Genomic DNA, 25639 nt, shown 5'->3' with positions numbered 1-25639 from the left:
CGGCCGATCTGATCATTGCCCATAATGCTGGGTTCGACCGGCCGTTCTGCGAGGCTTTCTCAAAGATTTTCACCGGCAAGGCCTGGGCATGCTCGGTTTCGGAGATCGACTGGAGCGCCCGCGGCTTCGAGGGTACCAAGCTCGGCTATCTCGTCGGCCAGGCTGGGTATTTCCACGAAGGCCATCGCGCCGTGGACGACTGCCACGCACTGCTGGAAATCCTCGATCGAGAGCAGCGCGACGGTGAAAGCCCGTTCACCGAGCTTTACCGCGCCAGCCAGCGCTCACGCATCCGTATCTTTGCCGAACACAGTCCGTTCGAGATGAAGGATCATCTGAAGGCGAGGGGTTATCGCTGGTCGGACGGAAGCGACGGCCGCCTGAAGTCCTGGTGGATCGAAGTCGGCGAAGAGGATCTCGACGACGAGCTTTCCTATCTGCGCTCGGATATTTACCGCTGGGCCGAGGCGGAGCCGCCGATCGTGCGGCTGACGGCCTTCGATCGTTTCAAAGCATAATCGGGAAATCGCTACCAGATTTGATGATCCATGCAATTCCCGCATAGGTGCAGTGATGCATTGGCGCTGCAATAGTCAGGGGTCTCATACTATATAGAACTCATCGAAGCGAACGAAGCGCCAAGGACTGGCAGCTAAGCTTCGAAAGCCCACGAAAGGGGATCATCATGAACGTAGCACGCTCTTTTAATAACTGGCGCAAGTATCGTCAGACGGTCGCTGAACTGGGTCGTATGTCCGCACGCGAACTGGACGACCTCGGCATCGGCCGCAGCGAAATCCGCAACGTCGCCCGCGCAGCCATCGCCCGCTAACGGCAGCTTAGACCAAGCATCTTCGAGACTATGCCAGCGCCTGCTTCCTCCCGAGCGGGCGCTTTGCTTTTGTGCCTGCGGCAGATGGAGCAGGCTGATCAAGCCGGCCGCTTTTCGCATAACGCATAGCTGCCCTGCAAAGAAATGCCTATCAACTGAGCAAAAAATAAGTATGATTATTTGTATCGAAGCGATGCACCTCCTCCCGCATCCCTTCGATGTACAGGCGCCCCATCCTCCTCCCAGGGTCGCCTGTGGAATGACAGCACTCCTCCTCCCAGCTGTCGTTCGGTTTTTTTCGAAAGCCTGCCGCACCTCCTCCCGCGGCAGGCTTTTTCGTTTTGGCCCAAGAAAATTCCGGACCGCGCCGAAGCGACCACTTGCGATCACCGCTTGATGATGGCGTCATCATCTCCGGAAATTCTCCTCATCTATTCCCAGATTTTCTTTCGTGCTCTTGCGGGCCTTGCGTCTCCTCAAGCGCGCAYCGACAAACCTGTTGACACCAAACTTGTCGTACAACTATGTAACCGGATGGATACCGCCGCGGTGGAACAGGCCGGACAAGATCGGCTTCCGCAATAGCGACGACCCCTGGCGACAATGAAGCGGAAGGAAAATTGACATGCTGATCGACGTGAGGCACGCCTCCCATCCCGAGGCCGTGCGCGATTTCGACACGGAGACGCTGCGGCGTCACTTTCTGGTGGAAACCGTCTTCGCGAGCGGCGAGATCCGGCTGACATATTCGCATTACGACCGGATGGTCATCGGCGGCGCGACGCCGCTCGGCCCCGGGCTGACGCTGACCGCGCCGACGGCAATCGGACAGGAAACCTTCCTTGCCGAGCGTGAACTCGGCGCCCTGAACATCGGCGGCGCCGGCCGCATCATCGTCGACGGCACGAACTACGATCTTGCCAAATATGATTGCCTCTATGTCGGCAAGGGTGCCAAGGACATCAGGTTCGAGAGTGCGGATGCGGCCAATCCGGCAAAGTTCTATCTGGTCTCGACGCCGGCGCATCAAGCGCACCCAACCGTGTTGCTCACCCGCGAAAAAGCCCGTCACCTGACGCCGGGGGAAGCCGCAACGGCCAACAAGCGGTCGATCTACCAGTTCATCCATCCGGAAGTCTGCCAGTCCTGCCAACTCACCCTGGGTTTCACCATGATCGAGCCGGGCAGCGTCTGGAACACAATGCCGGCCCATACGCATGACCGCCGCATGGAAGCCTATCTCTATTTCGATCTGGAAGCGGAGCAGCGTGTGTTCCACTTCATGGGCGAGCCGCAGCAGACCCGGCATATGCTTGTCGCCAACGAACAGGCGGTCATCTCGCCGCCCTGGTCGATCCATTCGGGCGCCGGCACCAAGAACTACAGCTTCATCTGGGCGATGGCCGGCGACAATAAGAGCTTCACCGACATGGACCATATCGCCATTGCGGATCTGAGGTGAGCGTCGTGGCAAATCCCTTCGACCTTTCTGGCCGGGTCGCCGTCGTCACCGGCGCCAATACCGGTCTCGGCCAGGCCATCGCGGCAGCGTTGGCGCAGGCCGGTGCGTCGATCGTCGCCGTCGGACGCTCCTCGATGGACGAAACCGAAGCGCTGGTGAAGGAAGCGGGAAGCCGCTTCCATGTCGTCAAGGCCGATCTTGCCAGCATCGAGCCGGTCAAGGGGATCGTCGCTGAGACCATCCAGACCTTCGGCGGCCTCGATATCCTCGTCAACAATGCCGGCATCATCCGCCGCGCCGATGCGCTCGACTTCACCGAGGAAGACTGGGACGCGGTGATCGACGTCAACCTGAAGACCGCCTTCTTCCTGTCGCAGGCAGCCGGCCGCCATATGATCGACAAGGGCAGGGGCAAGATCATCAACATCGCCTCGCTGCTATCCTTCCAGGGCGGCATCCGGATCCCGTCTTATACTGCCTCGAAAAGTGGCCTCGCTGGACTGACCAAGCTGCTTGCCTGCGAATGGGCCGGCAAAGGCGTCAACGTCAACGCCATCGCCCCCGGTTACTTCGTCACCAACAATACGACGGCGCTGCGCGAGGATGCCGACCGCAGTGCCGCCATCCTTGCCCGCATCCCGGCCGGGCGCTGGGGAACGCCGTCCGAACTCGGCGGTGCGGCCGTATTCCTGGCATCGTCGGCATCCGACTACGTGCATGGAACGGTGCTGCCTGTCGATGGCGGTTGGCTGGCGCGCTGATCGGTCTCACCAACCGATCAGGCCTAGAGCGCCTTTTCAGACGCGCTAACGACGCTCTATCGTTTTGATTTTCCGCGTAACCCCGAAAATCGATTCCGGTTTTCGGGGTTATGCGCTAGAGCATGATGCCGAAAAGTGCGAGCGGTTTTTGGACGGTATCATGCTCTAACATTTAGAACAGGATTCAGATTTTAGGCCGACCCGGCCTAAAATCATCCTGTTCTAGGGCTGCTGCCCGCCGCCCGGCGTGGATGCKGAATGCGAACAGGAAACGGGGTCGGCGCGGCCGCCTCGACACCAGGATTTCGAAACAGGATGGCAGATAGGGACAACGCAGTCGTCAATACCATTCAGCAGGCGCCGAACCTGCGCAGCAACCTTGCCGATATGTTGACGGCGCAAATCGAGTCCGGCGACCTGAAGCCCGGCCAGCGCCTGCCGACTGAGCAGGCGATCATGACGGCGACCGGTGTCAGCCGGACGATCGTTCGCGAAGCGCTTGCCGCGCTGCGCGCGAAGGGGTTGATTACCACGCGGCAAGGCCTTGGGGCTTTCGTCTCGAACGATCCGACGCCCAGATCCTTCTCGATCATTCCGAACGACCTGCAGTCGATCGACGAGGTTCTGCGCGTGCTGGAACTGCGCATGGGAATCGAATACGAAGCCGCCGGTCTTGCGGCGCTGCGGCGCACGCAGGAGGATATCGACCGCATGCAGGACYGTCTCGATGCCCTCGACAAGGCGCTCGAGGAGGGTGGATATGGCGCGCAAGAGGATTACGCCTTCCACAGATCCATTCTGGTCGCGACGCAGAACTCCTATTACGGCCGCCTCTTCGACACGTTCGGCAACATCATGGTGCCGCGGCAATGGGCACGCTTGGACAAGATGACATCAACCGAGCGCAAGCGCCATGCGGYGCGCATGCGCAGGGAACACCATGCCATATTCGCGGCAATCCGCGACCGCGACGAGCCTGYCGCGCGCCGCGCCATCCGAAGCCACCTGTCGAAAAGTGCCGCACGCTTCGAGGAGCTGCGCGACGCTACCGCATAATGCCGCAGTGCGCGGGGCGCGCGCACACGCGTCACACCTCAAGCTTCGGCTTCATCAGCCGCCGCCAGGCGGCATGGTCGCTGTGCAGATCGGCGGAGGCGTGGATCGCGGGAAGAAGCGGTTTGCGTTTACGCCGACCGAAGCGCCGTTTGAAGCCCAGGATATTTTCGACGAAGCTTCTGGTGTAGAGCCCGGGGCCGCTTGAATAGATGCGCCATCCACCGTCGACGGCGATCTCTCCCGCCTTGACGCGCTCCCATTCGGCCGTTGCCTGATAACGGTCATGAAACGCTGCATCGCTGCTGCTGAAATAGGTATTGCGCTGGCGCAGCGATGCATGCGGCAGCGCTGATGTGACTGAAATCGGATTGACGACGGCGATCGCCTTCCAGAGCTCTTCCGCGTCGGCCTCCAGCGCCAGCGTTTCGCAGTAGCGCAGATGCGCATGCACATACATCAGCCCGATCTCGCGACCGAAGAAGGAGGAGGATTCGGCGCGGCGAAACAGCGTCTCGGGGCCGCCGGCATAGGTCGCGGGCTTCTCCATCAGCCGCACGCCGTCGGGGAACAGCAGATGATCTTCGATCAGCTTCATATGATCGCCTCTCTGAGCCGGCGTGAACAGCCCGCCAAGCATCGCCTGCGTCATCGAGATCAGCGAAAAATGCAGGCCGGTGCGCTGGTCGCTCGGGTGCAGCAGCAATTCGACGCCGTCATGGCTGGGATCGAAGATACCGTAGCCGGCAACGACGCCGTCACGCACGAGATGGCGGTTGAAATCCCGGCGCATCGCCGTTGCGATCTTCCTCAAGCCCTTGGCCTTGTTGCCATGACCGAGGCGGCGCAGGATCGCGGAATAACGGACGATCTGCTCGTAGAGCAGGGCAACGGTCCAACTGCTGACCATCCAGTCGCGCAGATGCGGATCGGCCGGCTGCAGGGAATCGTTCCAGTCTCCCTCGCCATAGCGGATCAGATGCGTTCCCGGGATGAAGGCTTCGCGAACGGTATCGAGCAGCTTTTCGACATGGATCGCAATGGTGTCGGGCTCCGGCGCCCTGGCCATCGTCTTTTCATCGCGCCAGGAGACTTTCTCGTCGAGAATGGCAAGATCGCCGGTCGCTTCGATATAGTCGCAGAGCGCCTTCAGCGGCCAGACGACGATGTCGCCGTGACTATCGCCTGCCCGGATGTTGGCATAGGGCTCCAGCATGAACCATTGCGGCCAGTCGCCTTTGTCAAGGTATTGTTCGCTGAAGACGGTCTTCAGCACCTCCTTGGCCTCGCGGTCATGCTCATAGGCGAGCAGGAATTCGATCGGGCCCTGGCAGGCGTCGCGTGTGCCCCAGGCCGCACCCGTATATTGCTCGAGGCCGTGCGGTACGCTCAGATGCACGATCGCGTCATGCGCAAGCCAGGGCAGCAGGGTCGTCTGCGCGGCAAGGTCGGGCGAGGTGCTGCCGATCGTTATGCCGCGCACGGCGTTCCGCCAGAATTTTGATGCCGGTGCAAGCATGGCTTCATCGGTGACGCCGGCCTCATAACGCTGCGCCAGTCGTTCGGCTTCCGCCGCATCGGTCATCGAGCCGACGACGGCGAAAGAGAGCGCCTGTGTCGGCCGGGATCTGAGCGCGACGAAGGCGCCGTTGCGCGCAATCCCATCACTGTAGAGCAGTTCGTCGCCGCCGATCTCATCGATGGCATCGGGCGTCGAACTCACCAGCCAATAGCCGGCATCGGGATAACGCTCGCCCCAGAGCCAGGCCGGGTCCGGCCGGAAAAGCATGCGTTTGCCTGGCGTGTCGAATTCGATCTGCCCACCTGCGTCATATTCGCGCTCGCCAAGCACGATGTGACCGAACACCAGGAAGCGACAGGGCTTGCCCTCGACGGAGATGGTCCACTGCATCGCCGCATCCTCGCCGGAGGCGACCGCCGACACGATGATCGTGCATTCGGGGAGGCGATAGATCCAGCGGCAATCGCTGAGCCCCATTTCGAAAGCCGACGGCACCGCCAGAAGCTGCCAGCCGGCGCCGACATCCGCCATGATGCGCAGCCCGCTGGCGCGCGTCAGATTGTAGGGGTCACGGGAGACCGAAAAGAGCTTGTGAAAGGAGGTATTGCCGATCGTCACCTGGGCCGCGAATATGCCCTGCATCCAGCAGGTCGCGGCAAGCGTCGCATCGTCGAGCAGCATATTCTCACCGCTTCTGATGATCGCGCCGTGACGGCGCGCTACCAGGAGTTCCTTTTCGCGCAACACGACATGGCGGTTCAAGGCGCCGTCCGGCACGAAAAACGAAAGCAGCTTTCCCTCAGCGCGCTCTTCCAGGCTCCGCTCCGGATAGAGCTGGCCGATCGCCTTTTTATCAAGCGCCTCGGCCTTCAGCAGAGGGGCATCCTGCAGCAGGCTGCGGACCGGCGCCGCCTCTGCTATATCGGCTGCTGCACCTTTTATCGTTACCAGCCCGTCGAGCCGCGAAAGATCGGCATCGCTCGACGCCTCGGGATGATCGACGGCGAAGACGGCAAAGAAGGTCGCGGTCACCCCGCTTGCCGGCACGGAGAGCGGTCTCGACTGGATGGCGGGACATGCCGTCTCCTGCTGCCGCCGTTTGCTCGGCAGGCTGGTGTCGAAAGGCCCGACCAGCAGATCGCCGAGGCGGTCGCTCGCCTGCACCAGCTGGATCGCATCCGTGGCATAGGCAGCCGCCCCATCGCGGCAGCCTTGCGCGAGCCAGGGGTTGCGGGCACCCGACTGCTTGAGATTTTGCCGGTTCATCACGACGGGACCGAACGTCTGATGATCGGCGATGTGATGATCGACATATTGAGAGGCATAGGCTTCGCTGTTCATCAGGAAGCCCCGGTCACCGAGGCCGATATCCTGGATCAGCACCAGATCGACCGGCAGTGTTCCATCCTTCAGATGCTGGACTGACACACGCCAGAACCAGGCTGTTTCGACAGGATGGAGTTCGAGGCGGACGTTATAGCTGAGATGCCGGGTCTTGCCGCTCCAGGAGAGGGTCGTCGCATCGTGCCCGAAACTGCCATTCGCGCGAGGCCCGACAATCTCGACGACGTCAGGTTTCGCGCCGCCAACGCGCAGATAGAGGCGACCGATGCCGCCGACGAGCGGCGAGCCCTGGATCTGGTTGATCTGCACCGATCCCAGAGCGTCGGCATATTCGATGGCAAACAGCGTGCCGTTCGGCAGGGCCGATATCGACAGGCCGGAACCGTTGTTGATCGTGACGAGGCCAAGCTGTTCGCGTCGGGGCATTGGGAAATTGCGATTAAGGTCCGAGGGCATGGTGGATCTCGTGGATTGGCTTCAGAGGGGAAGGAGGATGGCGCAAAATGATTGAGAGAAATCTTAATCACTTTCATGTCGGCGCCGGCCGCTTTGCAAAGGGCACGCAGAGCAGGGCGCAGCCGGTCAAGGCGGCGACGATCATCCAGGCTTCGTTGATCGCCTGGACGCTTGCCGCTGTCTGGACCAGCGGATCGAGTAGCGCCGTCGTATCCGCATCGAAGCTGCCGCTATGCCCCGATATGGTCTGAAGAGGTGCGCCTGCGAATGTCGCAGCCTCGATGTCGCCGGTTTGAAGACGGGTCCAAAGGGCTTGTCCGAGCGGTTCCGAGCGCGTGTAGATGATGGTGTCGATCAGCGCGATGCCGATGGCCCCGCCGAGATTGCGCATCAGGTTGAAAAGACCGCTCGCATCGGGAATGCGATCTGCCGGAAGTGTGCCGAGCGCCAACCGCGTCGGCGGCAGCAGGCAGAACATGATGGCGACGCCGCGCACGACCTGCGGCCAGAACATCGCGTCATAGTCCGTGCGAGGATCCTCAAACGCGCTCATCCCGACACCGATCGCAAATAGCGCGAAACCGGCAGCCGACAGCAGCCGCGCATCCATACGCTTCTCCAGCGCGACCGCAATCGGCGCCGTGACCAGCTGCGCGATGCCGGTGACCAGCATCGTCATGCCGATCTCAAGCGCGTCATGTCCCCTGATGAAAGCGAGAAAGACCGGCATGAGATAGACCGAGCCGAAGAGGCCGATACCGAGGACGAAGCTCAAGACGGAGCCGACGAGAAAGTTCCGATCGCCGAAATTGCCAAGATCGACGATCGGCCGGTTTCTGCGCAGCGTTCGCCAGACGAAGACGCCTCCCGATGCAAGGCAGACCGTTAGCAGGCTGAGGACATAAGCCGAGATCCAGCCGCTCGTCGGCGCCTCTTTCAGGCTGAGTTCCAGGCTCGTCAATGCGCTTGCCATCAGCAGAAGCGACAGGCCATCGAGATGCCTGAGTTCGGACAGATCGGTCGCCTGCCGCGGCAGGGACCGTGCCGCCAGGATTGCCGAGACGATACCGGGGATGATGTTGATCAGGAACAGCCAGTGCCAGGAATAGGTCTCAGTCAGCCATCCGCCGACGATCGGTCCGACGGTCGGTGCCAGCACCGCAAGAACGCCGGCAATCGTCGTTGCAAGCGCCTGCCGCTCGTTCGGGAACAGGATGAACACGGCTGAAAAAACCGATGGGATCAGCGTTCCTCCGGAAAAACCCTGCAGCACCCGCCAGGCTACCAACTCACCGAAGCTGCTGCTCGCCGCACAGCCGGCGGAGGCTGCGACGAACAGGCTGATGGCGGTAACGAACAGCCACCGCATCGTCAGCAACCGGGTCAAGAAGCCGGTGAGCGGGATCGCCACCACTTCGGCGATGAGATAGGCCGTCTGTATCCAGCTCATCTGATCCGGACCGATGCCGAGCGCGGACTGGATGGTCGGCAACGATGTCGCTACCACCTGGACGTCGAGGATCGCCATGAACATGCCGACGCACATCGCCATGAAGCCGAGCCAGACGATGGCGGGCGTTTCGTCAGGACGGGCAGATTCAAGTCGTTCCGACATGCGATGATCCCGCGCGCTGCGTTCTCCGCCTCGGGTGCGAAGACTAAGGCCGATCGTGGTTGCGATCGAGACGACGGACAGCATGGCTCAGATGTGAACCGCGATTTCGCCGATCGCGACACCATAGTTCGGATGAGGACGGAAGCGATAGGGACCCGCCGGCACAAATTTGCAGGAGTGAGCTGAACGCGATCGAGCCTGACCGGGAAGGCCAGGCTCGATCGTGTGATCAACGGATTTGGTCCGAGCGTCCTATCTGACCTGCGCTTAGCTGCGGAAGAGCGACAGGATATTCTGGGACGACGAATTGGCGATCGATAGCGACTGGATCGCAAGCTGCTGTTGTGTTTGCAAGGCGGAGAGTTTGCTCGACTCCTCCTCCATGTCGGCATCGACCAGCCGGCCCACACCCGAGTCGATCGAATCGGAAAGCGCACCGACGAAGTCTTCCTGCAGATCGATGCGCGTCGAGATCGAACCGAGTTGCGCACCGGCGGAGGTCATTGCCGACAGTGCGGATTCGATGGTCGACAGCGCCGACTGGATCTGACCGGTGGTGAAGTCGGTGATATCAAGCGAATAGACGGAATCGCCGTTTGCATCCACCGTTCCGAGGATGCCGGACGCGGTATCGATCGTCCCGCTGCTCATGCCGAACAACACATTGCCCGTTGAGCTGGTATCCACAGCGTATTCCGTCATTTTAACGGAAACGGCGCCGGAGCCGTCGCGAACGAAGGACGATACGACACTTTTCGTGCCATCCGCGCCGGCGACCCAGTTTTCACCCGAGAATGACGCCGACTGGGCAATGCTCAGCAGCTGTTCCTGAAGCTGACTGATTTCTTCCTGGACCTTGGACTTGTCGACACCGTCTTCGGTCGCTGCGACGAGCTTGGATTTGATCTCGTCGACGACGTCGATCGCATTGTCCATGGCCGTATAGGCAGTATCGACCTTTGCTGCGCCGAGGCCAAGGGCGTCGGACACGGCGGAGAGCGCCTTGTTGTCGGACCGCATCGTGGTTGCGATCGACCAGTAAGCGGCGTTATCGGATGCTGTATCGACCCGATAACCGGTAGAAACACTATTCTGTGTCGTTTCGAGATTGGAGTTGATGCTACGCAGCGTCTGAAGGGCAGACATCGCTGAATTGTTCGTATTGATGCTCGTCATGGGAAATTCGACCCGCTCTTAGAAGTTGAATGTGTTGCATCCCGGGTGACATCCCGGCCGTGGCGAGCAGCCTCATGCTTATCGACCAATGTTCGAGCAGGTCGATTCGCCATCGTTGAAATAATTACGGTACTTAGGGGTACATTAATTATTAACGCCGGAATTATCCTTACAAAACAACACAGATAGCCGGCCCGGAGGCCGGTGCAAAAAGTTTGAGATCGCCAATTGACGTGTCGGCAGGAAACTGACTATCAATATTAAATCAATTTGATTGACTTCAAGGGGAACGATGGAATGAGATTGAGCAAGAGTGCAATCCGCAACGATTCCATCCGCGCTGGCTTTGCGGCGGCAACCGCTCTGACGGCGCTCGTCGTTTTTGGGACGGGTGGTGCAGCCRCAGAGTCGGTGCTGACGATGCATATCGAGGAGCAGAGCAGCTGGGTTCAGAACTTCAATCCGTTCGACCTTGCCGGCCGCCGGCAGAGCACGATGGATTTCATCTACGAGCCCCTGGTGATCTTCAATGCCGAGGATGGCGGCAAACCAGTGTTTCGCCTGGCGACCAGCTATAAATTCTCCGATGACATGAAGTCGATCACCTACGAGCTTCGTCCCGGCGTCAAATGGTCCGACGGGCAGCCGCTGACCTCGGCCGACATGAAATACACCATCGATCTGATGCTGAAGAACGCCGCGCTCGACACTGTCGGCGTCGGAGAGACCGTTGCCTCCGTCGAGGCGCCGTCGGCGACCGAGGTCAAGATCAATCTGAAGGCCGTGAACTCCGATTTCCCGGAATCGCTTGCCGACCTCGCCGTCGTTCCCGAGCATGTCTGGAAGGACGTTTCCGATCCGGTCGCCTTCAAGAACGAGAAGCCGGTCGGTTCCGGGCCGATGACGGAGCTGCGCCGGTTTACGCCGCAGGTCTACGAGCAATGCCGCAACCCGAACTACTGGGATGCCGCCTCGCTGCATGTCGATTGCCTCAGGCTGCCGCAGATCTCCGGCAACGACCAGATGCTTGCCATCCTGCCGGAAGGCAACATGGATTGGATCGGCTCCTTCATTCCGCAAATCGACAAGACCTTCGTTGCCCTCGATCCGGATCATAACGGCTATTGGCAGCCGCCGGCCGAGACCGTCGCCTTCCAGATGAACTTCAAGAGCGGCAATGAAGGCAACCTCGAAGCCTACAAGGACCTGAACTTCCGCCATGCCTTCAGCCTTGCCATGGACCGCACGTCGATGGTCGATATCGCGGGCTTCGGCTATCCCGTCGTCAATGAGCATGCGTCCGGCCTGCCGCCGCGTTTTGAGAGCTGGCACAACAAGGATGCCGAGGGCGACAAGGATGCCTTCATGGGCTTCGATACGGAGAAAGCCAACAAGATTCTCGATGATGCCGGCTACAAGAAGGGTGCCGACGGCTTCCGCGCGACGCCGAGCGGCAAGCCGATCGCCTTCCCGATCATCGTTCCGAATGGCTGGACGGACTGGATCGACGCCGTTCAGATCGCCGTCGAAGGACTGCGTGCCGCCGGCATCAACGCATCCGTCACCACGCCCGAATATGAGCAGTGGCGCAAGCAGATCCTCGACGGCAGCTTCGAGGTCGTCATGAACTCCCGCGCCGATGCCGCAACGCCGTTCCGCGGCTATTACCAGAACCTTTCGACCGCCTATGGCGGGCGCATAACCGGCGCGCCCTCGCGCTATTCGAACCCGAAGCTKGACGCCCTTTTCGATCAGTATCTGAAGGCGACGTCGGAGGACGATCACAAGAAGATCTTCAACGACATCCAGCTGCTGGTCGCCGACGACTTCCCCGTTGTGCCTGTCTTCAACGGGCCGACCTGGTATCAGTTCTCGAGCAAGCGCTTCACCGGCTGGGTCACCGACAAGGATCCCGTCATGAATCCGGAGGATCATGACAATAACCGCATGCGCCTGATGCATCTGCTGCGCCTCACCCCGGTCCAATAAACCTCGCGGGAGGTGCAGACATGCGTGTTTCGAGCCGGCGCCTCGGCGTCTATGCAGTCGCCTTGGCGTTTGCGATCGTCGTGAACTTCATTCTTCCCCGGCTTATGCCGGGGAGCCCCGTCGATGCCATGGTTGCCCAACTCGGCCCGCGGGCAACACCGGCCGCGATCGAGGCGATCAAAGCGCGCTTCGGCGCGGTCGACCAGCCGATGCTTTGGCAATTCGTCGATTACGTGAAGGGGTTGGCGACCCTCGATCTCGGCGTCTCGGTCAAATACTACCCCCAGACCGTCGCCCAGGTTCTCGGCCGCTCGACGCTCTGGACGGTCTTCCTTGTCACCACCGCGATCATCTTTTCGCTCTGCGTCGGCGTCGTGCTGGGCGCGGTTTCGGCCTGGCGCCGCGGCGGGCGCTTTGACACGATCGTCTCGCCGCTTTCCGTGATCATGATTTCGGTGCCGCCCGTTATCGTGGCGCTGACGACGCTGTTCGTCTTTGCGGTCTCGCTGCGCTGGTTTCCGGTCGGCTACGCCTATGATCCGAACCTCGATCCCGCCTTCAATTTCACCTTCGTTGGCAGCGTGTTCATGCATGCCATCCTGCCGGTCCTGACGCTTTCGCCATTCCTGATCGGCGAATTCCAGACGACGATGCGCTCGTCGATGATCTCGGTGCTCGGCGAAGATTACGTGACCATGGGCCGTGCCAAGGGGCTCAGCCACCTTCAGGTCATGTTCGGCTACGGCGCGCGCAATGCCATGCTTCCCGTTTTGACCAACCTGGCGCTGATGCTCGGCGCCGTCTTCGGCGGTTCGATCGTCACCGAGATCGTCTTCAACTATCCCGGATTGGGGCTAACGCTTTATACCGCGAGCATCGCCCGCGATTACCCCGTCATCCAGGGACAGTTGCTGCTGATGACGCTCGCAACGCTCGGCGCCAATTTCCTCGTCGACATCATCTACGGGCTCGTCGATCCGAGATTGCGGGAGGCGGTCTAATGAACTTCGGGCTAAGGTCTGTCCTCAACCAGAAGAAGGCGCTGGCCGGCCTCGTCATCATTGCGGTCCTGTGGCTGATGGCGCTGTTTGCGCCGGTCGTTGCGCCCGGCGAGCCCGGCGCGCGTGTCGGTCGCTCGCATCAGCCACCGTCGATCGAACATGTCATGGGCACGACGAAGATGGGGCGGGATGTCTATCGCCAGTTCGTCTGGGGCGCTCGCAGCTCGCTCTCCGTCGGTTTTGCCACGGGCATTGCCATCACCGTTCTCGGCACGGCCATCGGCCTCATCGCCGGTTATGTCGGAGGCAGAACCGATGCGGTGCTCGACCTTGCGACCAATGCCGTCCTGGTCATCCCGAACATGCCGCTTTTGATCCTGCTCGCCTCCTTCGCCGGCACCGTGGGGCCGATGACCATCATGACGATCATCGCGCTGACCTCCTGGCCCTGGGGCGCCCGCATGACGCGGTCGCAGACGATGGCGCTTCGCAATCGCGATTTCGTCACGGCCTCCCAGATGATCGGAGAGCCGGCCTGGCGTATCATCTTCGTGGAAATCCTGCCGAACCTGACGACGCTGATCGGCATCAATCTCGTCGGCAGCATCATCTACGCCATCGTTGCCCAGACGACGCTTGAATATCTCGGCTTCGGCGATCCCCTGAAAGTCTCCTGGGGCACGATGCTCTACAATGCCCAGAATTCTTCGGCAATCATGGTCGGCGCATGGTGGGATGTCGGCGTGCCGGCGCTCGGCATCGCGGTGACGGGGCTTGGCCTTGCGCTTTTGAATTTCACCTTCGACGAGATCGCCAACCCGCAGCTTCGCTCCGGCCCGGCGCTGACCCGCTGGTTCCGTCTCACCCGCGCCCGCAACCGGGAACTGGAGCTCGGCCGATGAGCGACAATCTTCTGGAAATCGACAAGCTCAACGTCGACTACCTCGTCGACAAGGGAGAGTTCCGCGCCGTGAAGGAGGTCTCTTTCAATATCGGCCGCGGCGAGATCTTCGGGCTCGCCGGCGAATCCGGCTGCGGCAAGAGCACGATTGCCTATGCCATCACCCGTCTTTCCAAGGCACCCGCCTGGATCAGCGGCGGCAGCATAAGGCTCGACGGACAGGATCTCCTGAGGCTGCCGGAACGCGAGTTGCAGACAATCCGCTGGAAGCGCATCGGCATGGTCTTCCAGAGCGCGATGAATTCGCTCAATCCGCTGATGCGGGTCGAGGCGCAGTTCCATGACGTTCTGCGCCGGCACACCGGTTGCTCACATGAGGAATCAAGGACTCGGGCTAAGGAGATGTTCCGCCTTGTCGGCATTCCCACACATCGCATCGGCGATTACCCGCACCAGTTCTCCGGCGGCATGCGCCAGCGCATCGTCATCGCCATCTGCCTGGCGCTGAGGCCCGAGCTTATCATCATGGACGAGCCGACGACCGCCCTCGACGTGGTTGTGCAGCGGGAGATCCTCGAGCAGGTCGTCGATCTGCAGCGGACCTATGGTTTCTCGGTGCTCTTCATCACCCATGACCTGCATCTGATGGCGCAGCTCTGCCAGCGCATCGGCGTCATGCTGAAGGGCGAACTCGTCGAAGTGGGAGACGTGCGCCAGGTCGCAGAGGCGCCGCTGCACGATTACACCCGCAAGCTTTGGAATGCCATTCCCCAGCTTCCAGGCAATCCGCATCACTCGGGAGTCTTGGCATGAAGGCGGAGGCAAATCCTGTTGTCACCGACGCCGTGGTCCGGCTCGAAAATATCCAGCGTAATTTCGGCCCGGTACACGCGTTGAAAGGTGTGTCCTTCTCGCTTTTTCCCGGTCGGGCATTGGCGCTGGTCGGCGAATCCGGCTGCGGCAAGACGACCTGCGCCCGCATCATTGCGCGCTTGGACAAGCCGACGGGCGGCAGGCTGTTTTTCCGCGGGCAGGATCTGACCGCCCGCGGCGAGGCGAAGGATGAGCATCAGTACCGCAGGGCGGTACAGATGGTCTTCCAGGATCCGTTCTCGTCGCTCAACCCGGCCTTTACGGTCAGCCATCATCTGGCGCGGCCGCTGCAATTGCATCGGCAGAGCGGCTCCAGGACGGATCTTGCCGAAGAGATTGCCCGCCTGCTGACAAGCGTCGGGCTGGAGCCCGATTTGACCAGGCAGAAATTCCCGCATGAGCTCTCGGGCGGCCAGCGGCAGCGGGTGAATATCGCGCGGGCGCTAGCCGTTGCGCCGAGCGTGCTGGTGGCCGATGAGCCGACCTCGATGCTCGATGTCTCCATCCGCAAGGACATTCTCCATCTGCTCGCGACAGTGAAACGCGAAAACGACCTTGCCATGCTCTATATCACCCACGACATCGCAACGGCAGCGCACGTGGCCGAAGAGATCGTCGTCATGTTCGCCGGCCAGATGGTCGAATGGGGCGACACCGATACGGTTCTGTCCGATCCGCGCCATCCCTATACAAAATTGCTGCTTTCAGCCGTTCCGGATGGCAGCAGACCCTTCGTGACCGGCGGAAGCGCGCGTTTCCTCGAACAGGCGGAAAAGGTACGTTCGCTCAGCCGTCCTGAATCGACTGTCATCGAGCAGGTCGGCTCCAACCATTTCATGCGCGCACTCGGCGTTTCCAGCTGAAGGATGGCAAAGTGGATTATCTCGTCAACCTCTCCACCCTGCCGCAAGACAAGCAATCGGCCGAACGAATGGCCGGCGAGGGTGTGACGATCCGCCGGGCCCTGCCGCCGGAATTCCGGCTGATCACCGGCTGGATCGCAGAACAATTCGGTCAGGGATGGGCAAGCGAGGCCTCCGTCGCGATGACCCGCCAGCCGCCGAGCTGTTTCATCGCCACACGCGAGCAGAAGCTCGTCGGTTTTTCCTGCCATGAAGCCACGGCGCGCGGCTTCTTCGGACCGACCGGCGTCGACGAAGGCCTTCGCGGGCTCGGCATCGGCCGGGCATTGCTTTTTGCCAGCCTGAACGACCTGAAAGCGATGGGCTATGCCTATGCGATCATCGGCGACGTCGGCCCCTCTGCCTTTTACGAAAAGGCGGTCGGAGCCGTGCCGATCCCCAATTCCGCTCCCGGCATTTACGCCGGAATGCTCAAGAGCTGATTTTCAAAAGGCCCGATCGTCAAAAGGGCCAGATCTTCAAAAGGAAAGAGTGACAATGTCCACATCACGACCGAAAACCCTGCGGCTTGAAACCCTTTGGAAYCCGCCTGCTGATGGTAAGGAGTTTTCCTACGTCCTGCGCCTCAAGAACCTCGGCACCGAGCCGCTTTCGAATTTCTCGCTGTGCGTGAGCGGCCCGGGTCGTGTCGATCCGGCCGGGCGCGTCGAAGGCGCCACGGTTTCGCAGCGGCTGTCGAATTTCACCGAATTCCAGCCGCCGGCCAATTTCGTTCTCGGCGCCGGCGAGACGTGGACGATATCGGTCTACGCGCTGAGCTGGCAGTTCCGCCACTGGACGGACGGCGCGACGAGCGGCTATCTCGCGCTTTCCGACGGCAGCACGATCGTGCTCACCATCGAGCCGACGCGATCTTCGGTCAGCAACGCGCCATTGAAGCGTGGCGCCGAGATCTATCCGGTTCCCGTCAATGCACCTGTTCAGGTGTCGATCATCCCCTGGCCGAACCATATATCCGTCACTTCCCGACGTCCGCTCCCGGCCGGTTTTGCGCCGCAGGCGCAGAGCGCTGCAGGGGAGGCGGCAGCACGCGGCTTCGCAGCGCTGGTCGGGCATCTCTTCGCCGTCGAAGGCATCGTGCGGAGCGAGGCGGAAGGCGCGGTTCCGGTTGCCCTGAAGGATGCCGCCGGGCTCGGGCCGGAGGCCTATCGGCTGAGCTTCGAGGGTGAGACGATCACGATCGAGGCAAGCAGCCAGACCGGCTTCCTCTACGGCCTCGTCACGCTCGGCCAGATCTGGCGCGGTGCAAGGCTGCATCCCGAGGTCTTCCAGTTTCCGGCTTCCGGCGAGATCGTCGATGAGCCGTCAATGGGCTGGCGCGGCCTGCACCTCGACGTTGCCCGCCAGTTCTACGGTGCGGCCGAGGTCAAGAAGCTGGTGGCGGTGCTTGCCTGGAACAAGCTCAACCGCTTCCACTGGCACCTTTCCGACGATGAAGCATGGCGCGTCGAGATCGACGCCTATCCTGATTTGACCGCGGTCGGTGCCTGGCGCGGCCACGGTCTTGCCGTTCCGCCGCTGCTCGGTTCGAGCCCGGCCCGCACCGGCGGTTATTACACCAAGGCTGCCATCCGCGAGATCGTCGCCCAGGCCAAGAGCTTCGGCGTGGAGATCGTGCCGGAGATCGACGTCCCCGGCCATTGCTACGCCATGCTGCAGGCGATCCCGGAGTTGCGTGATCCAGCCGAGGTCGGCAGCTACTATTCAGTTCAGGGCTTTCCCGACAATTGCATCAATCCGGCCCGCGAGAAGACCTATGAGATCATCGAGACGATCCTCTTGGAACTCATCGAGCTCTTTCCGTTCAAGACCATCCATCTCGGCGCCGACGAAGTTCCGCTCGGCGCATGGTCCGGCTCGCCGGAAGCGCTCGAGCGCCTGCGTCGCGTCGCGGGCGACGAGGTTGCCGATGCGCATGCCAAGCGGCTGAACGTCGTGACCAATACCCACGGTGCCGACGACATCCACGGCTCGGGTGCCGCCATCCTGCAGGCGGAGTTCCTGAACCGTGTCCAGCGCTTCCTTGCGAGCAAGGGCTGCATCACCGGCGGCTGGGAAGAGGCGGCCCACGGCGATGTCATCGACAAATCAAAGAGCTATCTCTGCAGCTGGCGCAATGTCGAGGTCTCGGCCGAACTTGCCGAGCGCGGCTACGAAATCGTCGTCTGCCCGGGACAAGTCTACTACCTCGACATGGCGCTCAGGCCCGACTGGGACGAGCCCGGCGCCAGCTGGGCAGGCACCTCCGACGCGGAGAAGCTCTACAATTTCGACCCCATCGGCGGCTGGACGGCAGCGCAGAAACAGAAACTCCTCGGCATCCAGGCCTGCATCTGGTCCGAGCCGATGACGGATCGGGCCGTTTTCGACCGCCTCGTCTTTCCGCGCATTTCCGCACTTGCCGAAACGGGCTGGACGAAGCCGTCATCCAAGTCGTGGGAGCGCTTCAGGGCGCTGGCCGGACTGATGCCGCTGCTCTACGGGCTGCAGCAGTCGTAGCGAGGATCACCCTTGCCATCGCCGGAGGCGGTGATGGCGGGGGATACTGACATCGCTTTCAAGGGGAGTTGTCAGGTGCCGCGGGCAGCTCGCATTCGGGTGCGGCGATACGAATAGGACGGGTTCCAATTTCCGCGCCGGTCGCGCGGTCGATGGTGAGGGGATCGATCTCCGTTCCGGTCTCGGCGTCGAAGAAACGGGTGACTGCACCGCCGCTGCGATGCTTGCGGCCCCAGGCGCCGATTGCAAACAGCACCGGCAGAAAGTCGCGGCCGGCTTCCGTCAGCACATATTCGTCGCGCGGCGGACGCTCGGAATAGCGACGCTTTTCCAGCAATCCTTCCTCGGTCAGCGATGACAGCCGCCCGGTCAGCATTGTCGGGACGATGCCGAGGCTTTTGCGAAATTCATCGAAGCGGGTCAGTCCCGCATGGGCGTCGCGCATGATCAGCATGCTCCACGCATCGCCGACGAGCGCCAGGCTGCGGGCGATCAGGCAGGGCTGTTCGGAAAGATTCTTCATGTCGATATCTTTTTAGTAGTGACTTGCTATCTTTTTGATAGTAACAGAATGCGCATGGATGTTCCACGACAAAAACGAAGGCAGACGTCAATGAGCAAGAGAGAACGCGGCATTGCCCTGGTCACCGGGGCTTCCTCCGGCATCGGGCTGGTGACGGCGAAGGCGCTGAGGCGCAACGGTTACCGTGTGTTCGGCACCAGCCGAAAGCCGATGGCCGACACTGCCGACGGGATCACCATGCTGGTCTGCGACGTCATCGACGATCAATCCGTGCAGAACGTCGTCGACGAGGTTCTGAAACGCACGGGACGGATCGATCTTCTCGTCAATAATGCCGGGATCGGCCTGCTCGGCGGCGCCGAGGAATCGACGACGGCGCAGGCCAAAGCCGTGTTCGACGTCAACGTCTTCGGCACGATGCGCATGACCAATGCAGTGCTGCCGGTGATGCGGCGGCAGCGCAGCGGCCGGATCGTCAACTTGAGCTCGATCCTCGGGCTGATCCCGGCGCCGTTCAACGCGCTTTACGCAGCGACCAAACACGCGATCGAAGGTTATTCGGAATCCCTCGACCATGAAGTGCGCACACAGGGTATCCGCGTCGTGCTCGTCGAACCAGGCGTCACCCGCACCTCCTTCGAGGAGAACATCACGCGCCCCGACCGGCCGCTTGCGGTCTATGATGCAGTGCGCACCGATGCGGAGAAGCTGATGCGCGAAATCGTCTCAAAAGGCGATGCGCCCGAGGTGGTCGCCGCAACCGTCATCCGGGCTGCCAATACGCCATCGCCGAAGAGACGCTACACAGCCGGGAAGGCTGCAGGACAGGTGCGTTTCATCCGCCGCTTCCTGCCCGAATCCTTCGTCGATAAGAGCCTCCGGAAATTTAACAAACTTCCCGGTTGATCCTGGCTTGCCGCATTGTCGGCTCATCACAAAACGAAAGTTCGCCCTCATGAAAGCATTCCTGATCGATCGCTACAAGAAAGGCGGCGCCCTCAGGCTCGGCCAGAGCCCTGAACCGCAGCTACGCGAGAATGACGTCATGGTCGAGATCCATGCCGCCAGCGTGAACCCGCTGGATGCCTAGATCCGGGACGGAGAATTCAAGCTGATCCTGCCTTACCGGCTTCCGTTGGTGCTCGGCAATGATGTCGCTGGTGTCGTGGTCCGGGTCGGCGCCAATGTCCGGCAATTCAAACCCGGCGACGCGGTCTATGCGCGTCCCGGCAAAGATCGCATCGGCACCTTCGCCGAGTATATCGCCATCGACGCTGCCGATATCGCCCTGAAGCCCGCCAATCTCAGTATGGAAGAGGCCGCATCCATTCCGCTTGTGGCGCTGACCGCATGGCAGGCACTGGTCGAGCGCGCCAAGCTGCAGAAAGGCCAGAGGGTGCTGATCCATGCGGGCTCCGGCGGCGTCGGCACCATCGCGATCCAGCTTGCCAAACATCTCGGCGCCCATGTGGCGACGACCGTGAGCACGGCAAATATCGATCTGGTGAAAAGCCTCGGCGCCGACGTGGTGGTCGACTACAAGAAGGACGACTTCGAAAAGGTGCTGAAGGGCTGTGACGTCGTGCTGAACAGCCTCGGCAAGGAGACGCTGGAGAAATCGCTCGCCGTCCTGAAGCCGGGCGGCAAGCTGATCTCGATATCAGGTCCGCCCGATCCCGATTTCGCCCGGGAAAACGGCTTCGGCTGGCTGCTGCAGCAGGTCATGCGTTTCTTGAGTTTAGGCATCAGGCGGAAATCGAAACGCCGGGGGATCGGCTATTCCTTCCTCTTCATGACGGCAAACGGCGCGCAACTCGGCAAAATCACCTCGCTGATCGAGGCGGGCGCCATCCGCCCCGTCATCGACCGGACCTTCCCGTTCGAGAAGACCAACGAGGCGCTGGATTATGTGGAAACGGGACGCGCGAAGGGCAAGGTCGTCATCGCGGTGAAGTGAGGTCTGGAAGGCTGAATAGCCCGGAATAGCCCTCGGTTTAGCCGAGCGGCTTTGCAGGACGTCGAAGCACGGATTGGTTTCGGAAAGGAGAAGTGCTGTCGAGCGACGGGTTTCACTGTCGTTGCCGGTAGGCAGAGGGTGTGACGCCTGTGCCCAACTTGAATGCCCGTGTCATGTGGCTCTGGCTGCTAAAGCCGCRGGCCGAAGCGATCTGCGCGATCGGGTCCATGCCTGATAACATCGATTTGGCGCGCTCGATACGCCGGTGAGCCACCCAGCCATGTGGGGACACACCATAACTTGCCCGGAACATCCGCTGAAAATGAAAGGCGCTGAGCTGCCCGATCGCCGCCAGATCCTGCAAGCGGATTGTCTCACCGAGATTGGCCTCGATATACTCCAGACTCCGGCGCCGCACATGAGGAGCGAGCCCGCCGCTGATCGCGCAGGGACGCATCCCGCCATAACGCGGATCAACGAAGAAATCGTTGATCGTCTGTGCCATCGCTTCTTCAGCCTGCAGATGACTGCCCGCCACGATCGCTTGGGTCATCTGCCGAAGCGTGCGCGCCAAGGCGGGTGCATCTGCGAAGGTCACTTCGGGAAGAACCATGAGCCGAGCATCGCGGTCAAACGTCTCCGCAAACATCCGGCGCATCTCATCATCGGGAACATAGAGATGGACGAATTGGGAGAAGTCGGTGATTTCCCATTCGGACGAGTGCTCCTGTGGCATGATGCACAGGACTCCTGGACGGCCGCGAGCGGCGGGGCTGCCATCCAGACGACGCGTTCCGGCGCCGCCCCTGAGATAAAGACTGAACGTATGACCGTTCGGTCGCTGATAGCTCATCCTGTCGTGTGCATTGCTCCAGATGGCAGCTGATCGCCCGAACCCCAAATCGATGGACTGTGACATCCGCGCAGTGGGAGATGCGGACAAAAACCTGAAAACCGAGGGGTGACTATATTTCACCAATTCTTCCCCACACCTGACCATGCCGCGCGAACAATACCGGCGGACGAGCTGCCTGGCGAGCCGGAAGTCCGGGCAAATCGATTTCATAGCAAGAATCTGCAAGAGACCTGCTCGCGGTTCGCCTATTGGTCGGGAAAACGAGGATCACTCCATGGCAAATGCCGCTCTCTTCATCGCCACCGTCCTTATATGGGGGACGACTTGGATCGCCATTGCGATGCAGGTCGGTCCCGTGCCGGTCTTGGTCTCGGTCTTTTACAGATTTGCGGTCGCAGCAGTGATCCTCGTCACCATCCTGGCCGTCATGCGGCGGCTCAAGCTGCCTGCCTTGCGCGATCAGCCTTTCATCCTTGCGCAAGCGCTCTGCCTGTTCAGCCTCAATTTCATCTGCTTCTACAACGCCGCCGCCTCTATCCCGTCCGGGCTGATCTCCGTGATCTTCTCGCTCGCAACGATCTACAATGCCGTCAATGCGCGTCTCTTCTTCGGCGACCGCATTACCGGCCGCACGCTTCTCGCAGCGGCGCTCGGAGCAACCGGCCTTCTCCTCCTTTTCGGACAGGACGTTGTCGTCGATTTCGATATGGGCACGTTGAAAGGGATCGGGCTCGCAGCGCTTGGCACGCTGTTCTTCTCGCTGGGCAATATGGCATCGCGTCGAAACAGCGCGGTTGGAATCTCACCGCTGACGGCCAATGCCTGGGGCATGACCTATGGCGCGATCGTCCTCCTCGTCCTGATTGCCGTGACGCAAACGCCGATCGTCGCACCGCCCAACATCACCTATCTTGCCGCCATGCTCTATCTCGCGGCAATCGGATCGGTGATCGGCTTCACAACCTACCTCATGCTGGTGTCGCGCATCGGCTCCTCACGCGCTGCCTATGCCACCGTCTTGTTCCCGATCGTCGCCCTGTCGTTGTCGACGGTCTTCGAGGGCTACCACTGGACCGGTCTGGGCCTGATCGGCCTGGCGCTGACGCTTCTCGGCAACGTGGTCATCTTTGCGCGACCTCTGGCCCGTCGCCCGCCGCAGTCAGATGCGAGGCTGCCGGCAGGCGGATGAGGGGCCGGCCCAGGCAATCCTCCCGGGCTGAGATGTGCTAGCCGAGCGGCTTTTGCAGCACGTCGAAGCGCGGATTGGTTTCGGAAAAGATCGGCAGGGCGGCGGCGCCGAGAATTGCCGTATCCTTGCCGGTCATGCCGATCATGACGCGAGGCACCGTCCGCTGCTGGTTGGGATCGATCGGGGTGTGCAGCGGCTCCAGCCGCTCTGCAAGCCGAAGCATCAGCGATGTCGATATGCTGCCGCCAAGCACGATGGTCTGCGGGTCGAAGGCCAGTTCCAGAAAATCGAGGGTCTGCCGCAGCGGTTGGACGGCCTGATCCAGCCAGGTATCGAGACCTTCGCCGCCCTTGGCGATCAGCGCATCGAGATCGTCGGGCGACAGCTCCTCGGCGTTGGCAATGCCCATGAATTCGTAGGCAACGGCCGGCGAGATGTAGCGATCCAGACAGCCGCGCTTGCCGCAACTGCAGAGCTTGCCATGCGGTTCGACGATGATGTGACCGATCTCGCCGGCATTGTTGCGGCTGCCCTTGTAGAGGTGACCGTCGAGGAACATCCCGGCGCCGATGCCGCCGCCGCCGGCGAGGAACAGATAGACGAAGCTGCCCAAACCGCGGGCGACGCCATGCAGGCGCTCGCCGATCGCCGCTGCCGTCGCGTCGTTTTCGACAAGCACCGGCACCTTTACCCGCTGTTCCAGCTCATGCCCGACGGGAAAACCCTGCCAGCCGGGCAGGTTCAGCGGACTGAGCGACGTGGTGCCGCCATCRGCATAGCGGCCGGGCAGGGCCATCCCGACGCCGAGCAACCTGTTCCGGTCGAATGCGAAGGCCTGCTGAAGATCCTCGACGATGGACTGGAGAGCCGGCATCGCCCGTTGCGGATCGGGATGTTCGACGTGGCGCTCGATGCGTGCGCAGACGGCGCCGGAGAGATCCGTCAGAACGCCGCTGGCGCGCTGGCGACCAAGTTCGAGGCCGATCGAATAGGCGCCGCGTGGATTGATGGAGTAGGGGATGATCGGCTGGCCGCGCGCCAGCTTCTGCGCCTCGGCCGGAACGAGAAGGTGCGATCGCTCCAGCTCCTCGACGATGTTCGATACGGTCTGGGCAGTCAGCGCCGTCATCCGGGCGATCGCCGCGCGCGACAAGGGACCATTCGTGCGGACAGCCTCGATCACCACACGCCGGTTGTGAGACTTGGCCTGCTCGAGATTCGTGCCGGAGATTGCCTTCATGTCGCCTTCAAAGGAAATGCAGCATCACCCTTGTCACAAGACGAACACCGATGAAAGCCACATTCTTCACCACGTCCCTGGACGAAAGCATGTCGCGCAAAACTGTGCTGCGGTTTTGCGACAACGACATGCGTAAGAACAAAGACCTAAAGCGCGACAAGCGAATCCGAACGATCGCGACGCGCTTAGCGGGCTTTGCCCCTATGCAAGAGGCCGATGATCGCGATCCCCGACAATCCGGTGACGGCGCTCAGGATCGCGGTTCCCGAATAGCCAGTCACATAGGTGCCGGCGGCAAAGACCAGCGCGCCGATCCCGGCGCTGGCAAAGATATTGACGGAGATCAGTGCGCTGCCGAGGCCCGGCCGGTCGGCGATCAGATCCTGCAGATAGGTGATCGGAATGGTGATGATCGCCGACGCTCCGATGCCAGCAAGCAGGGTGAGCGCATAGAGGTGCCACGGCTCAGAGGCAAAGCCGAGAAGGCTGAGGAACACGGCATAGATGATGGTGCCGGCGGCAAGCGCCGTCATCTGGCCGGCCTTCCGTGCGATCCGCGACCAGACGATGATGAAGACGACTTCCAGCAATGCGACGATGCCGACAAGAATGCCGACGTCGCTCAGCGAACCATGAGCAGCACCGGTGGCGATCAACGGCAGAAGGGCGTCATTGAGATGCAGCGTGCTGGTAATCAGCGCTACCCCACAAATATGCGCCGAGATGCGCGGCGAAACCACCTGGCGAAGCGCGCCGAGATAGCTGAGATGATGAACTGCTGCCATCTCCGTTCCCGTCCGCTTCGGCAGGGCGAAGACGATGATCCCCTGGCAGAGCAGACATGAGATGCTGGCAAAGAGGTAGGCCGGCAGCATGCTCGATGCGCCCGAGAGAACCAGGCCGGTGATGCCGGGGATCAACACCCAGGACAGCGAGATCATGGCGCGTACGCCGGAGTTGGCCGTCACCATGTCGCTTCGGTTCATGCCGTGCATCGCCGCGCGCGCATTGGCAAATAGCAGCGAGTTCAGCGCCCCGTAGATCGGCAGGGGCAGCAAGCCGGCGATGACGAAGACGGCGGCGCTGGGAAAGGCGTAGACCATGCCGTAGCCGACGATGCCGAACAGGCAGGCGCCGATCATCGTCGACCGGTACTCGCCCAACCGGTCGGCGAGATTGCCGAGCAGAATGCTGATGACGACGTTCACCGCCGCGGAGAGGAAACTCAGGAAGGAATAGAGGCCGTCGCTCAAGCCCAATTCGCGGATACCCACGACCGAACGATAGGGAGCCGTCATCGCCCCCGCCATTCCGAAGGTGAAAATAGCGATCATGCTGGCGCGGATCGCCGGATTACGGAAGACGTCGGGAAAAAGTCGGCTCATGCGGTCATCGATCAGAAGTAAGCCGGCTTCACAACCTGCTCCTCTCGTCTTCCTCTGGAGCAATTCCAGGAAAAGTGCGAAG

General features: G+C 61.4%; 22 protein-coding genes and 1 pseudogene. 15 read left to right on the top strand and 8 right to left on the bottom strand.

The annotated features are described in order from the left end of the window. Together AC1ECN_RS06500 and AC1ECN_RS06495 are read left to right on the top strand one after the other, a co-directional pair. Positions 1-518 (top strand): 3'-5' exonuclease (locus AC1ECN_RS06500; RefSeq protein ID WP_477952524.1); only part of this gene is annotated, 518 nt, incomplete at its 5' end. 167 nt (positions 519-685) lie between these two features. After that, the gene (locus tag AC1ECN_RS06495; protein WP_003548073.1) at positions 686-832 is read left to right on the top strand and encodes a DUF1127 domain-containing protein; all 147 of its coding nucleotides are present in this window, start codon (positions 686-688) and stop codon (positions 830-832) included. A 151-nt stretch (positions 833-983) separates the two neighbouring features. Here the strand turns inward: AC1ECN_RS06495 and AC1ECN_RS06490 are convergent, their stop codons facing one another. Beyond that, positions 984-1244, bottom strand: coding sequence for a hypothetical protein (locus AC1ECN_RS06490; RefSeq protein ID WP_130673958.1), 261 nt, complete (start codon positions 1242-1244; stop codon positions 984-986). A 213-nt stretch (positions 1245-1457) separates the two neighbouring features. On the opposite strand from AC1ECN_RS06490, the gene kduI reads away from it, so the two are divergent. The 3 genes from kduI to AC1ECN_RS06475 all read left to right on the top strand — a co-directional run bounded on the left by kduI (position 1458) and on the right by AC1ECN_RS06475 (position 4111). After that, the gene (gene kduI / locus AC1ECN_RS06485; RefSeq protein WP_130673959.1) at positions 1458-2294 is read left to right on the top strand and encodes a 5-dehydro-4-deoxy-D-glucuronate isomerase; all 837 of its coding nucleotides are present in this window, start codon (positions 1458-1460) and stop codon (positions 2292-2294) included. Further along, positions 2291-3055 carry a 2-dehydro-3-deoxy-D-gluconate 5-dehydrogenase KduD gene (gene kduD, locus AC1ECN_RS06480; RefSeq protein ID WP_024320101.1) on the top strand — a complete coding sequence of 255 codons (765 nt, stop codon included), beginning with the start codon at positions 2291-2293 and terminating at the stop codon, positions 3053-3055. The genes kduI and kduD overlap by 4 nt, the downstream gene beginning before the upstream one ends. A 315-nt stretch (positions 3056-3370) precedes the next feature. Continuing rightward, entirely contained in the window at positions 3371-4111 is a 741-nt protein-coding gene (locus AC1ECN_RS06475) for a FadR/GntR family transcriptional regulator (RefSeq protein ID WP_477952522.1), read from the top strand. A 31-nt stretch (positions 4112-4142) separates the two neighbouring features. Here the strand turns inward: AC1ECN_RS06475 and AC1ECN_RS06470 are convergent, their stop codons facing one another. The 3 genes from AC1ECN_RS06470 to AC1ECN_RS06460 all read right to left on the bottom strand — a co-directional run bounded on the left by AC1ECN_RS06470 (position 4143) and on the right by AC1ECN_RS06460 (position 10221). Continuing rightward, the gene (locus AC1ECN_RS06470) at positions 4143-7430 is read right to left on the bottom strand and encodes a GH36-type glycosyl hydrolase domain-containing protein (RefSeq protein WP_477952520.1); all 3288 of its coding nucleotides are present in this window, start codon (positions 7428-7430) and stop codon (positions 4143-4145) included. A 73-nt stretch (positions 7431-7503) separates the two neighbouring features. Further along, positions 7504-9045 carry a DHA2 family efflux MFS transporter permease subunit gene (locus tag AC1ECN_RS06465; RefSeq protein WP_130673961.1) on the bottom strand — a complete coding sequence of 514 codons (1542 nt, stop codon included), beginning with the start codon at positions 9043-9045 and terminating at the stop codon, positions 7504-7506. A 267-nt stretch (positions 9046-9312) separates the two neighbouring features. After that, the gene (locus AC1ECN_RS06460) at positions 9313-10221 is read right to left on the bottom strand and encodes a flagellin N-terminal helical domain-containing protein (RefSeq protein ID WP_165586518.1); all 909 of its coding nucleotides are present in this window, start codon (positions 10219-10221) and stop codon (positions 9313-9315) included. Positions 10222-10518: 297 nt separating this feature from the next. On the opposite strand from AC1ECN_RS06460, the gene AC1ECN_RS06455 reads away from it, so the two are divergent. From AC1ECN_RS06455 to AC1ECN_RS06425, 7 genes are read left to right on the top strand one after another with little or no spacing between them, the layout of a single operon-like run. Next, on the top strand, positions 10519-12210 hold the full coding sequence (locus tag AC1ECN_RS06455; RefSeq protein WP_477952518.1) for an ABC transporter substrate-binding protein: 1692 nt from the start codon (positions 10519-10521) through the stop codon (positions 12208-12210). A gap of 20 nt (positions 12211-12230) precedes the next feature. Continuing rightward, positions 12231-13211, top strand: coding sequence for an ABC transporter permease (locus tag AC1ECN_RS06450; RefSeq protein WP_018485852.1), 981 nt, complete (start codon positions 12231-12233; stop codon positions 13209-13211). Next, positions 13211-14113: an ABC transporter permease gene (locus tag AC1ECN_RS06445; RefSeq protein WP_130673964.1), complete on the top strand. Its 903-nt coding sequence runs from the start codon at positions 13211-13213 to the stop codon at positions 14111-14113. Before AC1ECN_RS06450 ends, AC1ECN_RS06445 begins: the two co-directional genes overlap by 1 nt. Beyond that, entirely contained in the window at positions 14110-14925 is an 816-nt protein-coding gene (locus AC1ECN_RS06440; RefSeq protein ID WP_130673965.1) for an ABC transporter ATP-binding protein, read from the top strand. The genes AC1ECN_RS06445 and AC1ECN_RS06440 overlap by 4 nt, the downstream gene beginning before the upstream one ends. Further along, on the top strand, positions 14922-15848 hold the full coding sequence (locus tag AC1ECN_RS06435; RefSeq protein WP_130726354.1) for an ABC transporter ATP-binding protein: 927 nt from the start codon (positions 14922-14924) through the stop codon (positions 15846-15848). The genes AC1ECN_RS06440 and AC1ECN_RS06435 overlap by 4 nt, the downstream gene beginning before the upstream one ends. Positions 15849-15859: 11 nt before the next feature. Continuing rightward, complete coding sequence (locus tag AC1ECN_RS06430) at positions 15860-16330, top strand: GNAT family N-acetyltransferase (protein WP_130673967.1); 471 nt, start codon at positions 15860-15862, stop codon at positions 16328-16330. 55 nt (positions 16331-16385) lie between these two features. Beyond that, positions 16386-18407 carry a beta-N-acetylhexosaminidase gene (locus tag AC1ECN_RS06425; protein ID WP_165586516.1) on the top strand — a complete coding sequence of 674 codons (2022 nt, stop codon included), beginning with the start codon at positions 16386-16388 and terminating at the stop codon, positions 18405-18407. A gap of 58 nt (positions 18408-18465) precedes the next feature. Here AC1ECN_RS06425 and AC1ECN_RS06420 read toward each other — a convergent pair whose 3' ends face one another. Continuing rightward, positions 18466-18930 carry a winged helix-turn-helix transcriptional regulator gene (locus tag AC1ECN_RS06420; RefSeq protein WP_113547755.1) on the bottom strand — a complete coding sequence of 155 codons (465 nt, stop codon included), beginning with the start codon at positions 18928-18930 and terminating at the stop codon, positions 18466-18468. Between the two features lie 90 nt (positions 18931-19020). Here AC1ECN_RS06420 and AC1ECN_RS06415 point away from each other — a divergent pair, with 90 nt between their 5' ends. Together AC1ECN_RS06415 and AC1ECN_RS06410 are read left to right on the top strand one after the other, a co-directional pair. Then, the gene (locus tag AC1ECN_RS06415; protein WP_130673969.1) at positions 19021-19836 is read left to right on the top strand and encodes an oxidoreductase; all 816 of its coding nucleotides are present in this window, start codon (positions 19021-19023) and stop codon (positions 19834-19836) included. A 49-nt stretch (positions 19837-19885) separates the two neighbouring features. Then, a pseudogene (locus tag AC1ECN_RS06410) lies at positions 19886-20887 on the top strand (NADP-dependent oxidoreductase). A 112-nt stretch (positions 20888-20999) separates the two neighbouring features. On the opposite strand, the gene AC1ECN_RS06405 reads toward AC1ECN_RS06410, so the two are convergent. Then, entirely contained in the window at positions 21000-21863 is an 864-nt protein-coding gene (locus tag AC1ECN_RS06405) for a helix-turn-helix domain-containing protein (RefSeq protein ID WP_477952528.1), read from the bottom strand. 154 nt (positions 21864-22017) lie between these two features. On the opposite strand from AC1ECN_RS06405, the gene AC1ECN_RS06400 reads away from it, so the two are divergent. Beyond that, positions 22018-22932: a DMT family transporter gene (locus tag AC1ECN_RS06400; RefSeq protein WP_024320087.1), complete on the top strand. Its 915-nt coding sequence runs from the start codon at positions 22018-22020 to the stop codon at positions 22930-22932. 37 nt (positions 22933-22969) lie between these two features. On the opposite strand, the gene AC1ECN_RS06395 is transcribed toward AC1ECN_RS06400, so the two are convergent. Together AC1ECN_RS06395 and AC1ECN_RS06390 are read right to left on the bottom strand one after the other, a co-directional pair. Next, entirely contained in the window at positions 22970-24172 is a 1203-nt protein-coding gene (locus tag AC1ECN_RS06395; RefSeq protein WP_024320086.1) for an ROK family transcriptional regulator, read from the bottom strand. Positions 24173-24357: 185 nt separating this feature from the next. Further along, positions 24358-25557, bottom strand: coding sequence for an MFS transporter (locus tag AC1ECN_RS06390; RefSeq protein ID WP_075225683.1), 1200 nt, complete (start codon positions 25555-25557; stop codon positions 24358-24360). Positions 25558-25639 lie beyond the last annotated feature (82 nt).

It is taken from the genome of Rhizobium sp. 01N447_2 (genome assembly GCF_056399245.1).
Note: the sequence above shows the minus strand (reverse complement) of the source record. Positions and strands in the feature narration are given on the sequence as shown.

Bases quoted from the DNA above. Each gene is read 5' to 3' on its own strand.
- AC1ECN_RS06495 (WP_003548073.1), top strand. From the start codon at position 686: ATGAACGTAGCACGCTCTTTTAATAACTGGCGCAAGTATCGTCAGACG.
- AC1ECN_RS06490 (WP_130673958.1), bottom strand. From the start codon at position 1,244: ATGATGACGCCATCATCAAGCGGTGATCGCAAGTGGTCGCTTCGGCGC.
- kduI (WP_130673959.1), top strand. From the start codon at position 1,458: ATGCTGATCGACGTGAGGCACGCCTCCCATCCCGAGGCCGTGCGCGAT.
- AC1ECN_RS06470 (WP_477952520.1), bottom strand. From the start codon at position 7,430: ATGCCCTCGGACCTTAATCGCAATTTCCCAATGCCCCGACGCGAACAG.
- AC1ECN_RS06465 (WP_130673961.1), bottom strand. From the start codon at position 9,045: ATGTCGGAACGACTTGAATCTGCCCGTCCTGACGAAACGCCCGCCATC.
- AC1ECN_RS06460 (WP_165586518.1), bottom strand. From the start codon at position 10,221: ATGACGAGCATCAATACGAACAATTCAGCGATGTCTGCCCTTCAGACG.
- AC1ECN_RS06450 (WP_018485852.1), top strand. From the start codon at position 12,231: ATGCGTGTTTCGAGCCGGCGCCTCGGCGTCTATGCAGTCGCCTTGGCG.
- AC1ECN_RS06445 (WP_130673964.1), top strand. From the start codon at position 13,211: ATGAACTTCGGGCTAAGGTCTGTCCTCAACCAGAAGAAGGCGCTGGCC.
- AC1ECN_RS06440 (WP_130673965.1), top strand. From the start codon at position 14,110: ATGAGCGACAATCTTCTGGAAATCGACAAGCTCAACGTCGACTACCTC.
- AC1ECN_RS06435 (WP_130726354.1), top strand. From the start codon at position 14,922: ATGAAGGCGGAGGCAAATCCTGTTGTCACCGACGCCGTGGTCCGGCTC.
- AC1ECN_RS06420 (WP_113547755.1), bottom strand. From the start codon at position 18,930: ATGAAGAATCTTTCCGAACAGCCCTGCCTGATCGCCCGCAGCCTGGCG.
- AC1ECN_RS06415 (WP_130673969.1), top strand. From the start codon at position 19,021: ATGAGCAAGAGAGAACGCGGCATTGCCCTGGTCACCGGGGCTTCCTCC.
- AC1ECN_RS06400 (WP_024320087.1), top strand. From the start codon at position 22,018: ATGGCAAATGCCGCTCTCTTCATCGCCACCGTCCTTATATGGGGGACG.
- AC1ECN_RS06390 (WP_075225683.1), bottom strand. From the start codon at position 25,557: ATGAGCCGACTTTTTCCCGACGTCTTCCGTAATCCGGCGATCCGCGCC.